The 18062-nt window shown below is 72.9% G+C and carries 14 protein-coding genes; 2 read left to right on the forward strand and 12 right to left on the reverse strand.

Going from position 1 to position 18062, the window contains the following annotated elements; genetic code table 11:
* Window positions 1-33 precede the first annotated feature (33 nt).
* From ACFYMU_RS23135 to ACFYMU_RS23165, 7 genes are all read right to left on the reverse strand, one after another.
* Window positions 34-252 (reverse strand): MbtH family NRPS accessory protein, encoded by a 219-nt coding sequence (locus ACFYMU_RS23135; RefSeq protein WP_388376195.1) that lies wholly within the window; start codon window positions 250-252, stop codon window positions 34-36.
* Entirely contained in the window at window positions 249-4160 is a 3912-nt protein-coding gene (locus ACFYMU_RS23140; RefSeq protein ID WP_388376196.1) for an amino acid adenylation domain-containing protein, read from the reverse strand. The genes ACFYMU_RS23135 and ACFYMU_RS23140 overlap by 4 nt, the downstream gene beginning before the upstream one ends.
* Window positions 4157-4387, reverse strand: a complete 231-nt coding sequence (locus ACFYMU_RS23145) for a phosphopantetheine-binding protein (RefSeq protein ID WP_388376199.1) — start codon at window positions 4385-4387, stop codon at window positions 4157-4159. The genes ACFYMU_RS23140 and ACFYMU_RS23145 overlap by 4 nt, the downstream gene beginning before the upstream one ends.
* A gap of 2 nt (window positions 4388-4389) precedes the next feature.
* Window positions 4390-5022 (reverse strand): isochorismatase family protein, encoded by a 633-nt coding sequence (locus tag ACFYMU_RS23150; protein ID WP_388376201.1) that lies wholly within the window; start codon window positions 5020-5022, stop codon window positions 4390-4392.
* A gap of 11 nt (window positions 5023-5033) precedes the next feature.
* Window positions 5034-6716 carry a (2,3-dihydroxybenzoyl)adenylate synthase gene (locus ACFYMU_RS23155; protein ID WP_388376204.1) on the reverse strand — a complete coding sequence of 561 codons (1683 nt, stop codon included), beginning with the start codon at window positions 6714-6716 and terminating at the stop codon, window positions 5034-5036.
* Window positions 6713-7906 (reverse strand): isochorismate synthase DhbC, encoded by a 1194-nt coding sequence (gene dhbC, locus ACFYMU_RS23160; RefSeq protein WP_388376206.1) that lies wholly within the window; start codon window positions 7904-7906, stop codon window positions 6713-6715. The genes ACFYMU_RS23155 and dhbC overlap by 4 nt, the downstream gene beginning before the upstream one ends.
* 445 nt (window positions 7907-8351) lie before the next feature.
* A complete protein-coding gene (locus ACFYMU_RS23165) occupies window positions 8352-8777 on the reverse strand; it encodes a DUF3291 domain-containing protein (protein WP_388376208.1) in 426 nt (141 codons plus the stop codon).
* An 88-nt stretch (window positions 8778-8865) separates the two neighbouring features.
* Here ACFYMU_RS23165 and ACFYMU_RS23170 point away from each other — a divergent pair, with 88 nt between their 5' ends.
* Both ACFYMU_RS23170 and ACFYMU_RS23175 read left to right on the forward strand, forming a co-directional pair.
* Complete coding sequence (locus ACFYMU_RS23170; protein ID WP_388376246.1) at window positions 8866-9549, forward strand: MerR family transcriptional regulator; 684 nt, start codon at window positions 8866-8868, stop codon at window positions 9547-9549.
* Window positions 9550-9751: 202 nt separating this feature from the next.
* A complete protein-coding gene (locus tag ACFYMU_RS23175) occupies window positions 9752-10648 on the forward strand; it encodes a BTAD domain-containing putative transcriptional regulator (RefSeq protein ID WP_388376211.1) in 897 nt (298 codons plus the stop codon).
* A 93-nt stretch (window positions 10649-10741) separates the two neighbouring features.
* Here ACFYMU_RS23175 and ACFYMU_RS23180 read toward each other — a convergent pair whose 3' ends face one another.
* The 5 genes from ACFYMU_RS23180 to ACFYMU_RS23200 form a co-directional block, all read right to left on the reverse strand.
* Complete coding sequence (locus tag ACFYMU_RS23180; RefSeq protein WP_388376214.1) at window positions 10742-12031, reverse strand: NAD(P)/FAD-dependent oxidoreductase; 1290 nt, start codon at window positions 12029-12031, stop codon at window positions 10742-10744.
* Between the two features lie 126 nt (window positions 12032-12157).
* On the reverse strand, window positions 12158-12892 hold the full coding sequence (locus ACFYMU_RS23185) for a 4'-phosphopantetheinyl transferase family protein (protein ID WP_388376216.1): 735 nt from the start codon (window positions 12890-12892) through the stop codon (window positions 12158-12160).
* A 26-nt stretch (window positions 12893-12918) separates the two neighbouring features.
* Complete coding sequence (locus tag ACFYMU_RS23190) at window positions 12919-14712, reverse strand: acyl-CoA dehydrogenase family protein (protein WP_388376219.1); 1794 nt, start codon at window positions 14710-14712, stop codon at window positions 12919-12921.
* Window positions 14713-14724: 12 nt separating this feature from the next.
* The gene (locus ACFYMU_RS23195; RefSeq protein ID WP_388376221.1) at window positions 14725-16413 is read right to left on the reverse strand and encodes an acyl-CoA dehydrogenase family protein; all 1689 of its coding nucleotides are present in this window, start codon (window positions 16411-16413) and stop codon (window positions 14725-14727) included.
* On the reverse strand, window positions 16410-18035 hold the full coding sequence (locus tag ACFYMU_RS23200; protein ID WP_388376224.1) for a PfaD family polyunsaturated fatty acid/polyketide biosynthesis protein: 1626 nt from the start codon (window positions 18033-18035) through the stop codon (window positions 16410-16412). The genes ACFYMU_RS23195 and ACFYMU_RS23200 overlap by 4 nt, the downstream gene beginning before the upstream one ends.
* Window positions 18036-18062: the final 27 nt, after the last annotated feature.

The raw sequence follows: 18062 nt of genomic DNA on the forward strand, positions 1-18062 counted from the left end.
CGTTTCCTCCAGGATCAGGATCAGGATCAGGTGTCAGGGGGTGGATGAGGCGGGGGCGTTCCGGCCGGTCGGTGGGACTTCGGTCCGGCGCAGGCAGTCCTCGTACGAGGCGGGCCCGAACTCGACGGTCCAGCCGTGCGGAACGCGCAGCCATCGCGGCCACAGCGACCGCCGGCCCGCGGCGTCGGCCAGGACCAGGTGCGTGAGGTCGTCGGGGTCGTCGGGGTCGTCGGGGTCGAAGGGCCGGGTCATCCGTCGAGTTCCTTCATGCGGGCCGCGAGCACCGCGGCGATCTCGTCGAGCGGGCCCGGGCGGGTCATCTCCGGGTGCAGGCACTCCACCGGGTGCTCCTCGACCGGCCCGGTGACGTACGGTGCCCATGCCCGCGGCGTCAGCCAGTGCTCGGCGCGGGGTGCGGTGGCGGTGAAGAACAGCAGGTCGCCGTCGAACACCTGGTGCCGCTGGGTGCGCATCAGACGGGCGTTGTTGATGACGATGCCGACGACGGCGTCGAGCACGCGCTCGGGCAGCGCCGCGAGCGCGCTGCCCTCACGGCGCAGCACCTCGAGGACGCCCTGACGGGTCAGTCCGCTGCCGCCCTCGTACCCGGCCATGCGCAGCAGGGCGTTGAGGGCGTCGGCCTCGGTCGGGCCGGCGAGGTCACGCCACTGGTCGGAGGGGTAGGCGTCCATCAGCGCCAGCAGTTCGACGGCCTCGCCCGCCTGCTGGAGGTGGACGGCGACGGTGTGGGCGATGACGCCGCCGACGGACCAGCCCAGCAGCCGGTACGGGCCGTGCGGCCTGACCGTGCGCAGCCGGGCGGCGTAGTCGGCGGCCATCTCGTCCATGGTGGCGGGCAGCGGTTCGTCCTCCCGCAGCCCACGAGCCTGCACCCCGTGGATCGGCTGGTCCGGGCCGAGACGTGACAGCAGGCCCGAGTAGCACCAGCTGATGCCGCCGGCCGGATGGAACACGAACAACGGAGTGCGCCCGCCCGAGGCGCGCAGCGGCAGCAGGACGTCCAGGGCGGTGTCGCCCGCGCCGCCGTCGGTCAGCCGGTCGGCAAGCGCGGCGGGTGTGGGCGCCCGGAACAGCGTGCCGAGCGGCGTCGCCGTCCCCAGGGTGTCTCGGATGCGGGACATCAGGCGCGCGGCGAGCAGGGACGTGCCGCCCAGGTCGAAGAACCCGTCCTCGACACCGACCCGATCGACGCCCAGCACCTCGGCGAACAGGCGGGTCAGCGTCTCCTCGGTGACATTGCGCGGGACGCGGCCGCCGTCGCCGCCGCCGGTCGTCGCGGGCGCCGGGAGCGCCGCCCGGTCCAGCTTGCCGTTCGGGCTGAGGGGGAAGTCGTCGAGGGCGACGAACGCCGAGGGGACCATGTAGTCGGGCAGCACGGCGGCGAGACGGGCGCGCAACTCGTCCGGAGCCGGGGCGCTGCCGGTGGTGTACGCGACGAGCCGCTGGTCTCCGGGGCGGTCCTCGCGCAGGACGACCACGGCACCGGTGACGCCCTCGACGTCCGCCAGGCGGGCCTCGATCTCGCCGGGTTCGAGGCGCTGCCCGCGCAGCTTCACCTGGTGGTCGGTCCGTCCCAGGTAGACGACCTCCCCCTCGGGGGTCCAGCGGGCCAGGTCGCCGGTGCGGTACATGCGGGAGCCGGCGGGACCGTAGGGGTCGGCGACGAACCGGGTGGCGGTGAGACCGGGGCGGCCGAGGTAGCCGTCGGCGAGCTGGACGCCCGCGAGGTACAGCTCGCCCGCGACACCGGGCGGGCACGGCTGAAGGGCCGTGTCGAGGACGTACAGCCGTGTGTTCCACACCGGTCGGCCGATCGGAACGGCGCCGGTGCCGTCGGCCGTGCAGGTGTGGTGGCTGACGTCGACCGCGGCCTCGGTGGGCCCGTACAGGTTGTGCAGCGGCACGGACGGCAGCACACGGTGGAAGTGGTGCGCGGTCTCACGGGGCAGCGCCTCGCCGCTGCAGAAGACGTGGCGCAGCCCGGTGCACCCCGCCGCCTCCGGTTCGGCCAGGAACACCTGGAGCATGGAGGGCACGAAGTGGCAGGCCGTGACGCCCTGTTCGCGGATGAGGCGGGCCAGGTACGCCGGGTCCTTGTGCCCCTCGGGATCGGCGAGGACGAGGGTGGCGCCCGCCCGGAAGGCCCAGAAGAACTCCCACACGGAGACGTCGAATCCCGACGGCGTCTTCTGCAGCACGCGGTCTCCGGGCGCCAGCGGGTAGGTGTGCTGCATCCAGCGCAACCGGTTGTCGATCGCCGAGTGCGATACGACGACGCCTTTGGGCCTGCCGGTCGAGCCGGAGGTGTAGATGACGTAGGCGGGGTGGCTCGGGGTGAGCGCGCGCGGCGGGTCGACCGCCGGCAGATCCCCGAGGTCGGTGCGGTCCAGGAGGACGTGTCGGCGCCCGCTTCCGGGCAGCCGGCCGGCGGTGGCCGCATCGGTGACGACACAGACCGGGTCGGCGTCGTCGAGCATGTGACCGAGCCGGTCGGCCGGGTAGCCCGGGTCCAGCGGGAGGTAGGCGCCGCCCGCCTTGAGGACGGCGAGCAGGGCGACGATCAGCCGCACGGAGCGGGGCAGCGCGACGGCGGCGAGCGTGCCGGGGCCCACGCCCCGGGCGGCCAGATGACCGGCCAGGCGGTTGGCCTGCGCGTTGAGTTCCGCGTACGTCAGGGTCCGCTGCCCGTGGACGAGGGCGGGGGCGTCGGGGGTGCGCCGGGCCTGGGCCTCGATGGGGCCGATGAGCGTGGTGGCCGGGAGGTCCCGGCCGGTGGCGTTGAACTCGGCCAGCACCAGGTGCCGCTCCTCGTCGGTGGCGATGCCGAGCTCACCGAGGGGGGCGGCGGGATCGCAGTCGGCGATCCGGGCGAGCAGGGTGAGGAACCGCTCCTGGTGGGTGGCGAGTTCGTCGCGGGTGTAGAGGGCGGGGTTGGCGTCGTGGTCGATGCGCAGGCCCCGGCCGTCGGCGCGGTCGTAGACGTTGACGGTGAGGTCGTCGACCGGGCCCGCGGACAGGTTGTGCGGGACGGCGGGGGCACCGGCGAAGGTGAGCTCGTAGTCGAACGGCATCACGTTGATCAGCGGGCCGACGAGCGGGCGGCCCTCGCCGAGCAGGCCCAGGTCGCGCCTGATGTCCTCGAAGCGGTAGCGCTGGTGCCGGCGCGCGGCGCGTACCCCGAGCACCACCTGCCGGGTCAGCGCGGCGAGCGTGGTGGTGGCACGGACCTCCAGCCGCAGCGGCAGCACGTTCATCACCATGCCGGGCACCCGCAACGCCACCGAGCCCAGCCGGCCCATCAGCGGAAGGCCCAGCACCACGTCGGAGCGCGCGGTGACCCGCGACACGTACAGGGCCTGCGCAGCCATGATCACCTCGGGCCAGGTGGCCCGCAGGTCGCCCGCGACCGCCCGCAGCCGGGCGGTGACGTCGTCCGGCAGTCGGGCGCTGGAGCGCAGGAAGGTGCGGGAGGGCAGTGCGGTGCGTCCGGCGGGCGTGGGTGCCTCGGGCCGGTCGGCGAGGGTCTCGCTCCAGTGGGCGCGATCGATGTCGTACCGCTCGGAGGCGCGGTAGGCGAGATCGTCGGCCACCAGCTCGTCGAAGCGGCCGAAGGGGCTGTCGCCGGGCGGCCGTCCCCCGGCGAGGGCCGTGTAGATCTCGGCGGTGCGCCGGGCGAGCAGCGAGTAGCCGAATCCGTCCATGACCAGGTGGTGCACGCGCTGGTACCACAGCCAGCGCTCGTCACCCACCCGCAGCAGCGCGTGCCGGAAGAGCGGCCCGGTGGCGAGATCGAACGGCAGGGCCAGGTCGCGGTCCATCCAGTCCCGGGCGGCGGCCTCGGGGCGGGGCGCAGGGCGCAGGTCCGCCGTGTGCAGCGGGAACCCGTGGCCGGGTGCGGGGGCGGGGCACGGACACTGCCGTGGGCCGTCGGGGGTTCCGACGATCCGCATGCGCAGCGCCTCGGCCTCCTCGGCGGTGCGGTGCAGGGCCTGCGCGAAGAGCCCGGGCCGTAAGGGACCGTGGATCTCCAGGCACTCGGCCGTGTTCAGGGCGGGGCTGTCCGGGTCGAGGGCCTGCGCGTACCACATCCCCGTCTGGGCGGCGGTCAGCGGCAGGCCCTGTTCGGGCGCGGTCGTCATGCGTGGGCTCCCAGCAGCGGGGCCCAGGCTTCGATGGCGGGCCGGTCGGCGAGGTCGACGAAGGAGATCTCGGCGCCGTGCTCGCGCCGCCATCTCTCGACGAGGCTCATCAGCCGGACGGAGTCGAGGCCGTGGTCGAACAGGCTCTCGTCGTCGGGAATGTCGGCGGGGTCCTCCCCCAGCACGTCCGCGACGTCCTCACGTATCCGCTGTACGGTCAGCGCCATGGTCACTCCCCCCAAAAGACGGTGTCGGCGGTGGTGACGACCGCGCACGAGCGCACGGCCCAGCGCAGCGCCTCGAGGTGCTCGCGCACCCCGAAGTCGGCCACGGCGTCCGCGACGACGAAGGACTGGATGTCCCGCATCCAGGCGTCGCAGGCCGTCATCGTGACCCCGAGGTGCGCGTAGACACCGGTGATGATCAGCTGGTCGCGGCCGTGCTGCGCCAGGAAGTCGGCCAGCTCGGTGCGGACGAACGCGCTGTACTTCCACTTGGTGAGGACGGTGTCGCCGTCCTGCGGCGCGACGGCGGAGGCGATGGCCACAGCGTGCGCGTCGTCGGGCAGCCCGAGCCCCCAGAAGTCCAGTTGCAGCCCGCGCAGCGCGGGACTCTGACCACCGGGCTGCGCGGAGTAGACGACCGGGACGCCGCGCCGGCGTGCCTCGTCCGCCAGCCGGGCGGTCCGCGCCAGGAGGTCGGTGAGCGGCGCCGCATCCGGTGCGAACGCGGACAGGAAGTAGTTCTGCATGTCGTGGACGAGCAGCACGGCCCGGGACGGGTCGACGGTCCAGTCGACCCGGTTGCCGGGCAGCTCGGAGCCGGACGGCATGGGGTACGGAGCGATGGAGGGCAGTCCCATGGTGAGGTCGCCTAATCGTGGGAAGCGGCTGCGGTCTCGGCGGCGGTCGTGCGCAGGTCCTTCTTGCTGACCTTGCCGACCCCGGTGTGCGGGAAGGCGTCGACGAACTCGACCCGGTCGGGCACCTTGTAGGCCGCCAGCCCCCGCTCCCGTACGAACCGTCTGAGCGCGGCGGGGCGCAGTTCGGCTCCTTGGCGCAGGATGACGTAGGCGCAGGTGCGTTCGCCGAGGTAGTCGTCGGGCACGGCGACCACGGAGACGTCGTGCACCGAGGGGTGGCCGAGGATGACGTTCTCGACCTCCTCGGCCGCGACCTTCTCGCCGCCGCGGTTGATCTGGTCCTTGGCGCGCCCCTCGACGACGAGGTCACCGCTGCGGGTCGCCCGTACGAGGTCACCGGTGCGGTAGAAGCCGTCCGCCGTGAAGGAGCGCGCGTTGTGCTCCTGGGCGCGCCAGTAGCCGCGGATCGTGTAGGGGCCGCGGGTGAGCAGGTGTCCTGTCCGTCCCGGCGCGACGTCCCGGTCCTCGTCGTCGACGATGCGGATCTCGTCGTCGGGTGAGAGCGGCCGCCCCTGGGTGGTGACGACGGTCTCCTCGTCGTCGTCGAGCCGTGTGTAGTTGACCAGGCCCTCCGCCATGCCGAAGACCTGCTGCAGCGCGCAGCCCAGAGCGGGCCGGACACGGCGCGCGGCCGCCTCGCTGAACTTGGCGCCGCCGACGAGCAGCACCTCCAGGCTGCTCAGGTCGTACCGGCCGGCGGTCGCCGCCTCCGTCCACATCAGGGCGAGCGGCGGGACGAGCCCTGTGAGGGTCACGCCCTCCCGCTCGACGAGGGGGAACGCGGTGTCCGGGTCGGGCCTCGGGCACAGCACGACCCGCCCGCCCGCGGCCAGCGCACCCAGCGAACCGGGCGAGCTGAGCGGGAAGTTGTGCGCCACGGGGAGGACCACGAGGTACACGCTGTGCTCGTCGACCGCGCAGACCTCGTCGGAGGCGCGCACCGAGTACAGGTAGTCGTCGTGGGTGCGCGGGATCAGTTTGGGCACGCCGGTGCTGCCGCCGGACAGCTGCAGGAAGGCGAGGTCGCCCGCGTCGGGCCCGTCGTGCGCGACGGGGTCGCGGGGTACGTCGGCGAGCCGGGTGTGCTCTCCGGGCTCGCCCACGACGAAGACGTGCCGGAGCGTGGGCGCCTTCGCCTTCACGCGAGTGGCCAGTTCCCGGTAGTCGTACCCCTCGTGCACATCGGCGACGACGTAGGCGACCGCCTCGCTGAACGAGCAGAAGTACGCGATCTCCACATCCCGGTGTGCGGGCAGCGCGAAGACCGGCAGCGCGCCGATCCGGAAGAGGGCGAAGACGGTCTCGAAGAACTCCGCGACATTGGGGAGCTGGACGACGACCCGGTCGCCCCGCCGGATGCCGGCGGCGAGGAAGCCGGACGCCAGCCGGTCGGCGCGGCCGTCCAGTTCGGCGTAGGTCCAGCGGCGTCCGGCACCGGCCGGGTCGACGACGGCGATCCGGTCCGGGTGCTGACCGGCCCGTGCACGCAGCATCTGCCCGAACGTCTCGCCGCGCCAGTGTCCGGCGGCACGGTAGCGTTCCGCGAACTCGGCGGGCCAGGTGGGCGCGTCGGCCGGCTCTTTCGGGCCGGCGGGTGGGGTGGAGGCGGGCCCGGCGGGCGCTTCGGTGGTCACAGCGCGGCCCCCACGGCGTCCAGGAACGTGCGGAACTTGGCGCCGGTCTCCGCCGTTTCGGCCGCCGGGTCGGAAGAGGCCACGACGCCGGCTCCGGCGAAGAGGCGCAGGCCCCGCTCGGAGACCTCGGCGCAGCGGATGGTCACCACCCACTCGCCGTCGCCGTCGGCGTCGCCCCACCCGACGACGCCGGTGTACAGCCCCCGGTCGAAGGGCTCCAGTTCGCCGATGACTTGGCGTGCCAGGGCGGTCGGCGCGCCGCAGACGGCCGGCGTGGGGTGCACGGCGCAGGCGAGTTCCAGCGCGGAGACCGACGGTGCGGCCAGGGTGCCCGTGATGGTGGTCGACAGATGCCACATGGCGGCGGTCTTCACCAGCGTGGGCCGCTCGGGGACGTGGAGTGCCGTGCAGTACGGGGCGAGGGCGGTGCGCATGGCGTCCACGACGACGGCGTGCTCGTGGAGGTCCTTGGCGGACTCCAGCAGCGCCGCGGCGCGTCGTACGTCCTCGGCGAGGTCGTCGCTGCGCGGTGTGGAGCCGGCCAGGGGATTGGCCACCAGGGTGGTGCCGCGGCGCGAGACCAGGAGTTCGGGGCTGGCGCCGAGCAGGGTGCCGCCGGTGCCGGTGGGCAGGGCGAAGGTGTGGCCGTGGGCGTCGCGGCGGGCCAGGCGTTGCAGCATGGCGGGGATGTCGGGCTCCCGGTCGCCGGTGAGGTCGAGCGCCCGCGCGAGGACCACCTTGGCGAACTCACCGGCGTTCATCCGGTCCACGGCGGCCCCGACGGCGGCCGCGTAGTCGTCGGGCGCGGGCACGGGGCGCACGGTCCAGGCGACGGGCTCGGGCCGGGGTGCGGAGAGCGCGATCAGCGGGTCCGCGCCGAGGGCCGGGGCCCTGCGCAGGGCGGCGGGCACGACGAGCGCGGCGGGTGCGGTGCGGTCGAAGGCGATCGCACCGACCACCACGGGGTCCGGCTCTCCTCCGGCGCGCGCCGCCGTCAGGGCGTCCCGTACGCGTTCGGGTAACGGGCGTTCGTCGTGGGCCACATGGGCACGCACGCCACGGGCGAGGAGTGTTCGCGTCGGCGAGGCGAAGAAGCGGTCCGTGCCGGGCCGGTAGGCGTCGAGGAGGGCCGTCGCCGTGCCGACGGCGCCGATGTCGGTCTCGCGGAGTGTCTCGTGGACCGTGGTCACCTTGGGTTCTCCGAGTTCTCCGGTACGCGGGTACCGGGGCCGATGGGGTCGGTCAGTGCGGGTGGCCGAGCACGTCGCCGGAGCGGTGTGGGTCACGCATCGACTGGTCGTCCTGGCGCACACGAGACGGGCGCCGGTTCGTCCGGCGGGGGAATCAGAACCCGCGCCGGGCACCTCGGTGCGGAACAGTAGCGGGGGTACGTCGCCGCGGGCTCACCGTCTGACACGGCCTGACATCCGGCGGCGACGTCCCGGCCGGCGCGGCCGAGGAGGAGCAGAGGGCTCGACCACATGGGGCTGCCCAGGGGGCCGGCGGGCAGGGGTGGCGCGAGGGCACACCGCTGCGGCGGGCGACGCCGAGCCGCCGTCACACGCGGCTCGGCGACGCCCGCAGTCGAGGGGCGGGTACCCGGTCCGAGGGCGGGGGTGTCCTCGGACCGGGTGGTCAGTGGACGGCGCGGCCGCCGCGGGCCGCGTCGGCGCGGGCCTGTTCGTCGATGCGCCGCTTGGCGTCCTTCCAGCTGATCGGCAGCTGCTCCACGGGCACCTCCCAGAAGGTGAACGTCGAGACGCGCATGGTGGAGCGCAGTCCGCTCATGACGCTCTTGTGGGGCTCGGTCCTGGCGTACGTGTAGAGCGCGTCCCGGCTCTCCCACGCGGACAGGGTGAAGAAGACCCCCTTGAAGAGCTGGGCCTCGAGGGAGGCTCCGAGCGCGCCCGGGGCCTTGCGCACCTGTCCCCATGCGGAGAGGGACTTCAGGAAGAAGCGGGGGACGTCCTTCGGGGAGCGCACTTCGAACCGGGAGGCCATGACGAAGGCGCTCGTGTCGGGCGGGGCCGGATTCGGCTTGATCCAGGGAAGAGTGGGCACGATGGTCTCGCCTCCACGATTGGTGAGTGGCACTATCTATCTTAGACAGTGGAGCTACCCAATTGCCAGGGGAAGAGCGGTGACGCGCGTGAGAATCTCGGAACTCAGTCGCCGGAGCGGGGTGCCCAACGCAACGATCAAGTACTACCTGCGGGAGGGCCTGCTGCCGCCCGGCCGCGCCACGGGCGCGACGCGGGCGGAGTACGACGAGTCGCACCTCAGACGGCTGCGGCTGGCCCGCGCGCTGGTCGGGGTCCGCGGGCTGTCCGTCGCCGCGGCCCGACACGTCCTGGACACCATCTCGGAGAACAGGACGGGTACGCATCAGGTGCTCGGCCTGGTCGTCGGCATCTGGCCCGCCGACGACGGCGCGCCGGAGGCACCGCAACCGGAGGCACCGCAGGAGGCCGACTCCCCGCACGGGCACAGCCCCGAGGCGGGCGACCTCCTGGAGGCGATGGGCTGGTCGGTGTCCGAGTACAACCCGGCCCGGCGCATCATCGACCGGACCGTGCAGACCTTCCGATCGCTGGGCATGGACTTCGACTGGCGGTCCCTCCTTCCGTACGCCGAACTCGCGGCGCGGACCGCCCGGCTGGACCTCGACGAGCTCAGGTCGCTGAAGGACCCGCTGGAGAAGGCGGAGCGTGCGGTGCTGCTGACCTTCCTGCTGGAGCCGGCCCTGATGGCGCTGCGCCGGCTCGCGCAGGAGGCCGAGTCCGTCGTGCGTCATGGCGACGACGACCCGTCCAGCGCGCCTCCCCGGCCCTGACGGGAGGGGCGAGGGAGCATGAGTGAGCGGTACTCACGTCCGCCGGCGGGCAACCCGCCGACGGCGAGCGGCACGGCCCGCCCCGGACCGCCAAGGTGAGTACCGACGACTCAGGCCCCCTTCCGCCTCTCCGTGGTCTTCTCGTGTGCGGAACTCAGTTCGGCGCATGCCGTGCGTCCACCGCACACGGAAAGGCAGAGGAATGCAGTTCCGGATTCTGGGCCCACCCGAGTTGTACGACGAGATGCGTGACCGGAGCGTGCCGCTGAACGCCCCGAAACAGCGAATGCTGCTCGGCTCCCTGCTCGCACAGCCGCATTCCGCGGTTCCCCGCGACCGGCTCATCCGGGAACTGTGGGGCACCACTCCGCCACGCGGGGCGGCCCACACCCTCAATGTCCATGTGTCGGCCTTGCGGAAGTCCCTGCACCAACTGGAAGCGGAACGCCGCGACACTCAGCGTCTCGTGGCGCGCGGGCCCGGTTACGCCCTGGACGCGGATGCGACGGAAACCGACGTCGGGCGCTTCGGCCGGACCCTGGCGGTGGCGCGCCGCACCACGGCACACGATCCCGAGAGCGCGTACGAGTCGCTGCGCCGGGGCCTCGCCCTGTGGCGCGGGGCCGTGCTGGGGGGCAGCGCCCAGGGCCCGCTCTGCGCGAGCCTGGCCGACCGCCTGGAACGGGAGCGCCTGGAGGCACTGGAGATCTACTTCGACTGCGCGCTGCGCACCCGTCGGCACCACGGCATCGTCCCCGAACTGGAGGACATCACGGCCGCCCATCCGCTGCGCGAGCGCTTCCACGACCAGTTGATGCTGGCCCTGTGCCGCTGCGGGCGCGGCCCCGAGGCGATCCGCGCGTACCAGCGCGCCCGGCGCCGGCTGGCCGCCGTCACCGACCGGACCCCGCTGCTGACCGCCCGCCTCGAGCAGATCAGCGTCTGCTCCCCCGTGCTCACCGATCCGGCCGCCGAGGCCCACGGGACCGGTCCGTCACCTCGTGGGACGGGTGCGGTCGAGCCCGTCGAGGAGCCGTCGCCGCGCTCCGTCATGGGGTATCTGACCGATCTGCTCAGCGGTCAGGTGCTGACGTCCTGAGGCGCGCGCCGAGGCCCGCTCGGCGACGTCCCGGCACACCACAGCGCGCCCCCCGCCCGAAGCGGAGGGCGCGCTCTTGTGCCGTCGGAGCGTTCAGAGCTCGCTGAGGAGCTGCCGTGCGACGTCCATTCCCGAGGAATACCCGGCCTCGTGCGAACCGATCTGGTCGACGCCGTGCCGCTTGGCGTGGAAGTAGGCGCCGCACAGTTTCACACGGGTTCCGGCATTGACGTCGTAGATGTCCTTCTGCATGTTCCGGACGTGGATGTCGATGACCGGGTGGGTGTACGGGAACGCGGCGATGACCGTCTGCGGATCGATCTCGCGCGGGTAGTCGAGGGTGACGAAATAGTCCTTCTCCGAAGTGAATCCATGGAGCTTGTTCATGTAGTAGGCGACGTACGTGCGGTCCTCACCGCCGACGGCGACCTTCCCGTAGTTCCATGCCTCCCAGCGCCCGCGGTCGTCGGGCATCACCGAGCGGTCGGTGTGCAGGACGACCGAGGAGGAGTTGTAACGGACCTTGGAGAGGACCTCCCGCTGGTGCTCGGTGGGGTTGTCGAGCATGGCGAGAGCCTCGTCCGCGTGGGCACCGATCACCACGTAGTCGTAGCGCTCGCTGCCCCGGGCGGTCGTGACGGTGACGCCGTCCGCCTCCTGGCGGAGGGCGGTGACGGGCTCGCCGCTGCGGATCTCGGGGCCGATGGCGGCGAGCGCCTTGCGCACGTAGGAGATGGAGCCGCCGCCGACGGTGCGCCAGTCGACCTGGCGGCCGCCGAGGCCGCCCTCGTCGTGACCCATGAAGAACGCGATGGCGGTACTGGCCGGCATCTGCCAGATGAGTTCGGCCGGGATGGACCAGACCGCGGAGCAGAGCAGGATGACGTACGAGTTGCGGAACGCCTGGCTGTAGCCGCCGCGGTCGAGGTACTCCCCGAGCGGAATGTCGGCCTTCTTGCGGACGAAGTCCCTGCGGCCCTCGGTGTGGAAGCGGCGGGCCTCGCGCCAGATGGTCAGGAACTCCTCGGAGTAGCGGGCGGCAACCTCTTCCTCGGCCAGGCCGAGCTCCTTGGTCCCGTACTCCAGACCGGAGTCCAGGTCGAAGAAGTTGAAGGCGCCCTTGTGCTCGACCGCCTCGACGCCCAGCTCGTCGAAGAACTCGCAGAGATTGGTGTAGGCGGGCCGGTTGAAGACGACGAACGCCGTGTCGATGCCGAGAGTCCGGCCGTCGTCCTCGACCTCCACCGTGTTCGCGTGACCGCCGAGGCGGTCCTCCCGCTCGTAGATCGTGATACGGGCGCGCTCGCGCAGGTGGTAGGCCGCGGAGAGGCCGGACACGCCGGCACCGACGACGGCGACACGAGGGGTGGTGGGTTGCGTCATGTGTCATGTCCTTCATGGTCGATGTCCTACGGACGTCACGGCGGTGCCGTCACGGACCGGGCGGTGCCGTGCAAGGCCGTGCCGGGGCTGTACCGGTCATGCGGCGTCATGCGGCGTCATGCGGCGTCATGCGGTGGAGACGAGAGCGGTGAGCGAGAGGTCCGACAGGTCCGTGCGGCGCAGGGCTCCCGGCCGGCCGTGCTCGGTGGCGACCGCGAGGACGTGCCGGGGGCCCGGATAGACCAGGTCGAACCACCAGCGGGACTCCGCGCCCGGCCGCTGCGGGTCCCGTACGGCGATCCCGCCTCCCGGACGCCGTACGAAGGTGAAGCTGCCGAGCCCCCGGGCCAGCCCGGTGCCCAGCGCCTTGAGGTACGCCTCCTTCAGCACCCACAGCTCGCCCGCCAGGGCGGCGCGCGCGCCGGGCGCGGCCTCGGCGAGCTCCGCGCGCTCGTCGGGGCCCAGCTGCCGGCCGAGGTGGGCGGTCAGCTCCGCGGAGGCCGGGGTGGGGCCGACGTCGAGTCCGCAGCCCCGTCCCCGGGTGACCACGCAGGCGATGAGGCCGTCGGTGTGCGAGAGGTTGAACCGCAGGTTCCCGTCGGCGGGTTCGGGTTCGGGCCGGCCGTGGACACCGCGGGTGAAGCGCCAGCTGTCCAGGGGACGGCCGGTGCGCGCGGTGAGCGCGTAGCGGCACAGCAGCCGCGCCCCCAGGTAGCGGCGGCGACCGCCCGGAGTCAGCCGGCGGTCGAGTGCGGCACGCTCCACCGCCGTCAGCAGCCGGGTGCCCCCGAGCGCGGCGGCGAAGCCGTCCACGGCATGTTCGGGCAGCAGCCACAGGAACGCCGGATCACTGCGGTTCACGTGGGGCACCTCTCTGGTCGAACGGCTCAGCGGCAGGCGGCGGATTCGTCGGTGGCCCGTTTGGCGAGCGGGAACTGCCAGTACGAGAACAGGCTGTTCTCCTGGTGCAGACGGCGCAGCACCTGCATGACGTCGTCGACCACCGCCTGCGAGGTGACCAGCTCGTGCGGGTACAGCTGCCTGCGGATCCGCTCCAGCTGGAGCAGCAGCAGTGACGCGCTGGGCAGCGGGCCTTCCATGGCCTCGCACGAGTGGACGTAGGTAAGCACACACGCCGCAGCGGCGTGCAACAGGCAGTACTCCTTGGCCAGTTCGAACAGCTCGGGCGACTGCGGACAGTCCTTGCCGAGCGCCGACTTCAGTGCGGCGGCGCGCTCCCTCATCGGACCGGCCCGGCCCAGCAGCTCCTCGGCGAGGTCCGCCGCGCCCAGCAGCCGCGCGGCCTCGGTGCCCCGCGCCTCCCCGGCGAGGGCGCGCAGCCGGCGCAGCCCGTCGGGCGCGGCCAGGACGGCGTCGTCCAGACCGCGGCTGAACAGCTCCTGCCTGACGGGCTCGTACACCGGGAGTTCCCGGTCCATGCCGAAGAGCGTGGCGGCACGCCCGGCGGCGGCCTCGCGCACGCTCTCGTCGGCCCCGGTGGCCTTGTCGAGCAGGCCGGCGAGCTGGTGGGCGAGGTTGCGCAGGTTGACCACGGTGTTGCCGTCGGCGATGTCCGTGATCAGGATGTCACGCACCATCTTCTGGTGCATGCCGTAGTGCGGGTGGTCGCGCAGGAAGGTGCGCGCGCCGAGCACGACGGTGAGCTGTGCCATCGTCTTCTGCAGCAGCGTCGGCACCAGGTACTTGGCCACCGACGACCAGACGCTGATCTGTTCCGGAGCGGCCTGCAGAGCACGGGCGGCGCCGAGGACCATCGCGTCGGCGATCATCAGGTCGGCGAACGCCTCCGTGAGCTGGCGCCGGGTGTAGGGCACATCGCTGATCGCGTCGCCGAACAGGACCCGGCGCTCGGCGAAGTCGAGGGCGAGCCGCAGGCTGGTGTCCACGGCGGACAGCGCCAGGTGCAGCAGGACCACGCGCGCGGTCTGGCTGGTCTTGAGCGCGATCTCCAGGCCCTGGCCCTCCCGCCCGATCATCGCCGAGTCCGGGACGAACGCCCCCTGCATCCGGACCCCGCTGAGGTCCAGGGCGCGGGTGCCGTACAGGTCCTCGAAGGGCAGGTCCTCGACCGTGCCGGCCTCGGCCTGCCACTTGTCGAGGACGAACAGCGAGTAGGCCGCGGGGCCCGGACGCTTGCCGGTGCGGGCGAAGACGACCGTCTTGTCGGCGACGGTGGCGTTGCCGATCGGCCACTTCTCGCCCGTCAGCAGCCAGCCGCCGTCGGTCTTCTCGGCGAGTACCTCGTTGGCGACCAGATCGCTGCCGTGGACGCGCTCGGACAGGCCCCAGGACACCGAGCTGCCGCGCTTCATGTCGGCGATCAGCGCGCTCTTCTGCTCGGAAGTGCCGAGAATCCACGCCGGCATGAAGCCGAGGCTGTTGAGGGCGAGGCCGACCGCGGTCGACGGGTCGCGGCGGGCGACCAGCCGCATCAGGCCGATGCCGGTCTCCACGTTGCCGGCCAGTCCGCCGTCCGAGGCGGGCAGGCAGCGCAGGTGCAGGCCCCAGCGGCGCAGCAGGGCGACGAACTGGTAGGGGTACTCGCCCCGCACGTCGTGGTCGAGGATCTGGACGAAGGGCATCCGGCTGTCCGGGTCGTGCGGGTCGCCGAGGTACTCCTCCAGCTCCGCCGCCAGCTCGGTCACATCGGACTTGGACATCTGTGGGCTCTCCTATCGGGTGGTGGCCAGCCGTACGGGCAGCGCGGTGAACAGCCGGTTGCCGTCCCGCAGCGCGAGGGCCGCGTCGAGGGCGGGTGCCAGCACGGCCCCGCGGTGGCGCGGGTCCACGCCGTCGGCGCGGGCCAGCAGGTAGCCGAGCGCCGCGCCGAGCCAGCCGGCGGAACCGGGCTCGGCGCCGTACAGGGACCGGTCGCGGTTGGCGCGCCACAGGTGCAGGCAGCACGCGGCGGCGTGCAGCCAGGCGTACCGCTCGGCGGCGTCCACCAGGGCGTTCGGATCGGCACCGCGCTGCCGGGCGGCCCGGGTCAGCTCCGCGAGCCCGGCCACCGCGTCCGCCAGCTCCCGGACCAGCTCGCCGGTGTCGCCGAGGTCGCCGGCCGCCGCCGCGGCGGCCTCGGGGAGCCCCGCGAGGACCGGGTCGGAGCCGCGGGCGAACATGTCCAGCCGTGCCGGCTCGTAGGGCGGCAGGTCGGCGTCCAGGGTGAAGACCGTCTCCAGCACCGCCGGGTCCGGGCGGGCACCGCCCTCGGTGAGCGTGGGCAACTGGCCCGTGTACGAGCGGAGGTTGGCGAGTGTGCTGGCGTCGATCACGCGGACGACCGCCGAGTCGCGCTGGAGCTTCTGGAACAGCCCGGCGCCGGGCGCGCCCTCGCGCAGCACCGAACGCGTGGCGAGCACCGTGCCGCATCGGCGGATCAGGTCGTCCGCCGCCTCGGCGACCACGTGCTTGGCGGACAGCGCCCACACGCTGAACGCCTCCGGCACCACGTGCACGCCGCGTGCCGCGCTCAGCGCCACCGCGTCGGCAGCCAGCAGGGCTGCTGCGGCGACGGCCAGCTCCCGCCGGGAATAGGGGGATTCGACGAGCCGGGTGCGGCCGACCCGGCGGGCGGCGGCGAAGTCCAGGGCGATCCGCACGGCGCTGTCGGCGATGCCCAGGCTGCCGGCCATGCTCATCAGCCGTACCGCCTGCTGGGCCTTGACCGCGGCCTCCAGGCCCTCGCCCTCCTTGCCGACCAGCGCCCCGGACGGCACCGGGGTGCCGTGGAAGCGCAAGGTGGCGAGGTCGATGCCGCGCATGCCTCCGGTGCGCGGTGCGGGCACCCGCTCCAGCCGGCCCTCGGGCACGCCGGCCGTCTCCAGCAGGACCGCGGAGAAGGCACCGGGGCCGCGTTCGCCGGTGCGGGCGATCACGTAGACGGCGTCGCAGCGCAGACCGAGGCCCACCATCCACTTCTCGCCGTCGAGCACACCGTCCGGGCTCAGCCGCAGCTCGTTGGTGAGCAGGTCGCTGCCGTGCCCGGCCTCGGTGAGCGCGAAGGCCACGGCTCCGCCCCCGCGCAGGATCTCCGCGGCCCGAAGTTGCTGTTCGACGCTGCCGTGCAGCTGGAGGCAGGTCGCGGCGATGATGCTGAACATCGTGCCGGGCATGATGTTCACATCCCGGCGGGCGGCCGACCGCACCAGGGTGAGGCTGCGGTCGAAGGACTCGAAGGTGCCGCCCCAGTCTCCGGGCAGGTAGTTGAGGTGGAACCCGGCGCGTACCAGCTCCGCGCAGAGCTCCTCGGGGAACTCGTCCCGCTCGTCGCGCGCCACGGCGGCCGCGAAGCCGTACGGGTTGGCGTCGTCGGAGGGGTCGCCGAGCCGCTCCTCCAGCTCCTCGGGGGTCAGCGGGCTCATCGCAGCCCCACCGAAGGTCCGTGGGCCGGGCTCTCCAGCGGCACGGGCCGGTAGTCGGCGGCGGTCGGCGGGATGTGCACGCCCGCGGTGCGCAACTGGGCGAGCCGGGTGTGGAAGGCGGCGCCGCGCATCAGGTGGTGGGCCACGTCCGCGACCCTGCGGTTGCCCGGGGTCTTCAGGTAGCTGCCGGTCACCCAGTCGTTGAAGCTGCCCATCGCCGGGCCGCACCAGACCTGGTAGTCCATGGCCCGGCCCTCGTCGCCCGTGACCGCCCAGCGCGAGGACATGCCGAGGTACCAGCGGAAGACCAGGGCCATCCGGCGTTTGGCGCTGCCCTCCGCACGCGCGAGCTGCTGGGGGTCGCGGCGGGTGAAGTAGGTGACGCACTCCTGCCAGACGTCCTCCAGGGAGCGGCGGAAGATCTGCTGCTCCAGCCGGGCGCGGTCGGCCGGCGGAATCGACTCCAGGCCGTCGTACGTCTGGTAGAGCTCGTACAGGCGCTTGGCCCGCATCGGGAAGAGCGTGCCCTTCTTCAGGACCTGGAGTTCGACGCCCATCTCGAACATGTCGGCGGCCGGTGCCATCTCGCAGTCGGCGATGCCGGCCTCGGCGAGCATCGTCTTGGCTCTGGTGGAGGCGCCGGATTCCAGGCAGGACTGGTTGACCGAACCGGTGACCACGTAGGCGGCGCCCATGGCGAACGCCGCCGCCACCGCCACCGGTGTGCCGAGGCCGCCACCCGCACCGACGCGGACCGGCTCCGCGTAGCGGAACTCGCGCTGTACGAGGTCACGCAGCCGCAGGATGGACGGCAGCAGGGCGGGCAGCGGGCGCCGGTCGGTGTGGCCGCCGGAGTCCGCCTCCACGGTGATGTCGTCGGCCAGCGGCACATGGTGGGCGAGCGCGGCCTGCTCCGGGGTGATGAGCCCCTGTTCCAGCAGCGCGCTCACCAGCGTGGCCGGGGCGGGACGCATGAAGCGCTCGGCGGTCTCGGTCCGGGAGATCTTGGCGATCAGCCGGTTGTCGGCGACCACCCGCCCGTCGCGGTCCCGGCGCAGTCCGGCCAGCCGGTAGCGCACGACGTGCGGTGTGAGGTCCATGTAGGCGGATGCCTCCACGCAGCGCATGCCGTGCCGCAGGAACAGTTCGACGGCCTCCCTCTCCAGCCGGTCCTCGCTGGGGCTGTGGATCAGATTGACGGCGTAGGGCAGTCCGGGGATCTCGGCGGCGAACCGGGCAAGGGCCCGCTCGATGGTCTCGGGCAGCAGACCTGCCGCGCCGAAGGACGCGAGGAAGCCCTCCCGGGCCAACGCGACCACCAGGTCGGCGGAGGCGATCCCGCCGGCCATGGCCCCGGCCATGTACGGCTGCCCCACGCCGTGCGCGCTGCGGAATGCGGCCGAGCCGAGGCGCTCCGGCGGCAGCGGCTGGACGGCGGCGAGCAGCGGCAGGCCGTCGCCCTCGGCCGAGGCGAAGCCGCCGGAGACCGCGCCGATGCCCTCGGGCGTGACGGCGATGAAACAGGGCTGGTCCAGGTCGGCCAGCGCGTGGTAGATGCCGGCGGGGTCCGTGCTGGGGTACCGCTCTCCGTACCAGCGGAGAGGGGTGTCGCGAATGTCCATGGGGAAACGAAGCTCCTTGGCTGAGCG

It is taken from the genome of Streptomyces sp. NPDC007264, assembly GCF_042869095.1.
Classification (GTDB): domain Bacteria; phylum Actinomycetota; class Actinomycetes; order Streptomycetales; family Streptomycetaceae; genus Streptomyces.

Excerpts from the sequence above, each read along its gene's own strand:
- ACFYMU_RS23145 (WP_388376199.1), bottom strand. The coding sequence starts at position 4,387 with ATGGCGCTGACCGTACAGCGGATACGTGAGGACGTCGCGGACGTGCTG.
- ACFYMU_RS23180 (WP_388376214.1), bottom strand. The coding sequence starts at position 12,031 with ATGACGCAACCCACCACCCCTCGTGTCGCCGTCGTCGGTGCCGGCGTG.
- ACFYMU_RS23175 (WP_388376211.1), top strand. The coding sequence starts at position 9,752 with ATGCAGTTCCGGATTCTGGGCCCACCCGAGTTGTACGACGAGATGCGT.
- ACFYMU_RS23200 (WP_388376224.1), bottom strand. The coding sequence starts at position 18,035 with ATGGACATTCGCGACACCCCTCTCCGCTGGTACGGAGAGCGGTACCCC.
- ACFYMU_RS23135 (WP_388376195.1), bottom strand. The coding sequence starts at position 252 with ATGACCCGGCCCTTCGACCCCGACGACCCCGACGACCCCGACGACCTC.
- ACFYMU_RS23195 (WP_388376221.1), bottom strand. The coding sequence starts at position 16,413 with ATGAGCCCGCTGACCCCCGAGGAGCTGGAGGAGCGGCTCGGCGACCCC.
- ACFYMU_RS23140 (WP_388376196.1), bottom strand. The coding sequence starts at position 4,160 with ATGACGACCGCGCCCGAACAGGGCCTGCCGCTGACCGCCGCCCAGACG.
- ACFYMU_RS23150 (WP_388376201.1), bottom strand. The coding sequence starts at position 5,022 with ATGGGACTGCCCTCCATCGCTCCGTACCCCATGCCGTCCGGCTCCGAG.
- ACFYMU_RS23190 (WP_388376219.1), bottom strand. The coding sequence starts at position 14,712 with ATGTCCAAGTCCGATGTGACCGAGCTGGCGGCGGAGCTGGAGGAGTAC.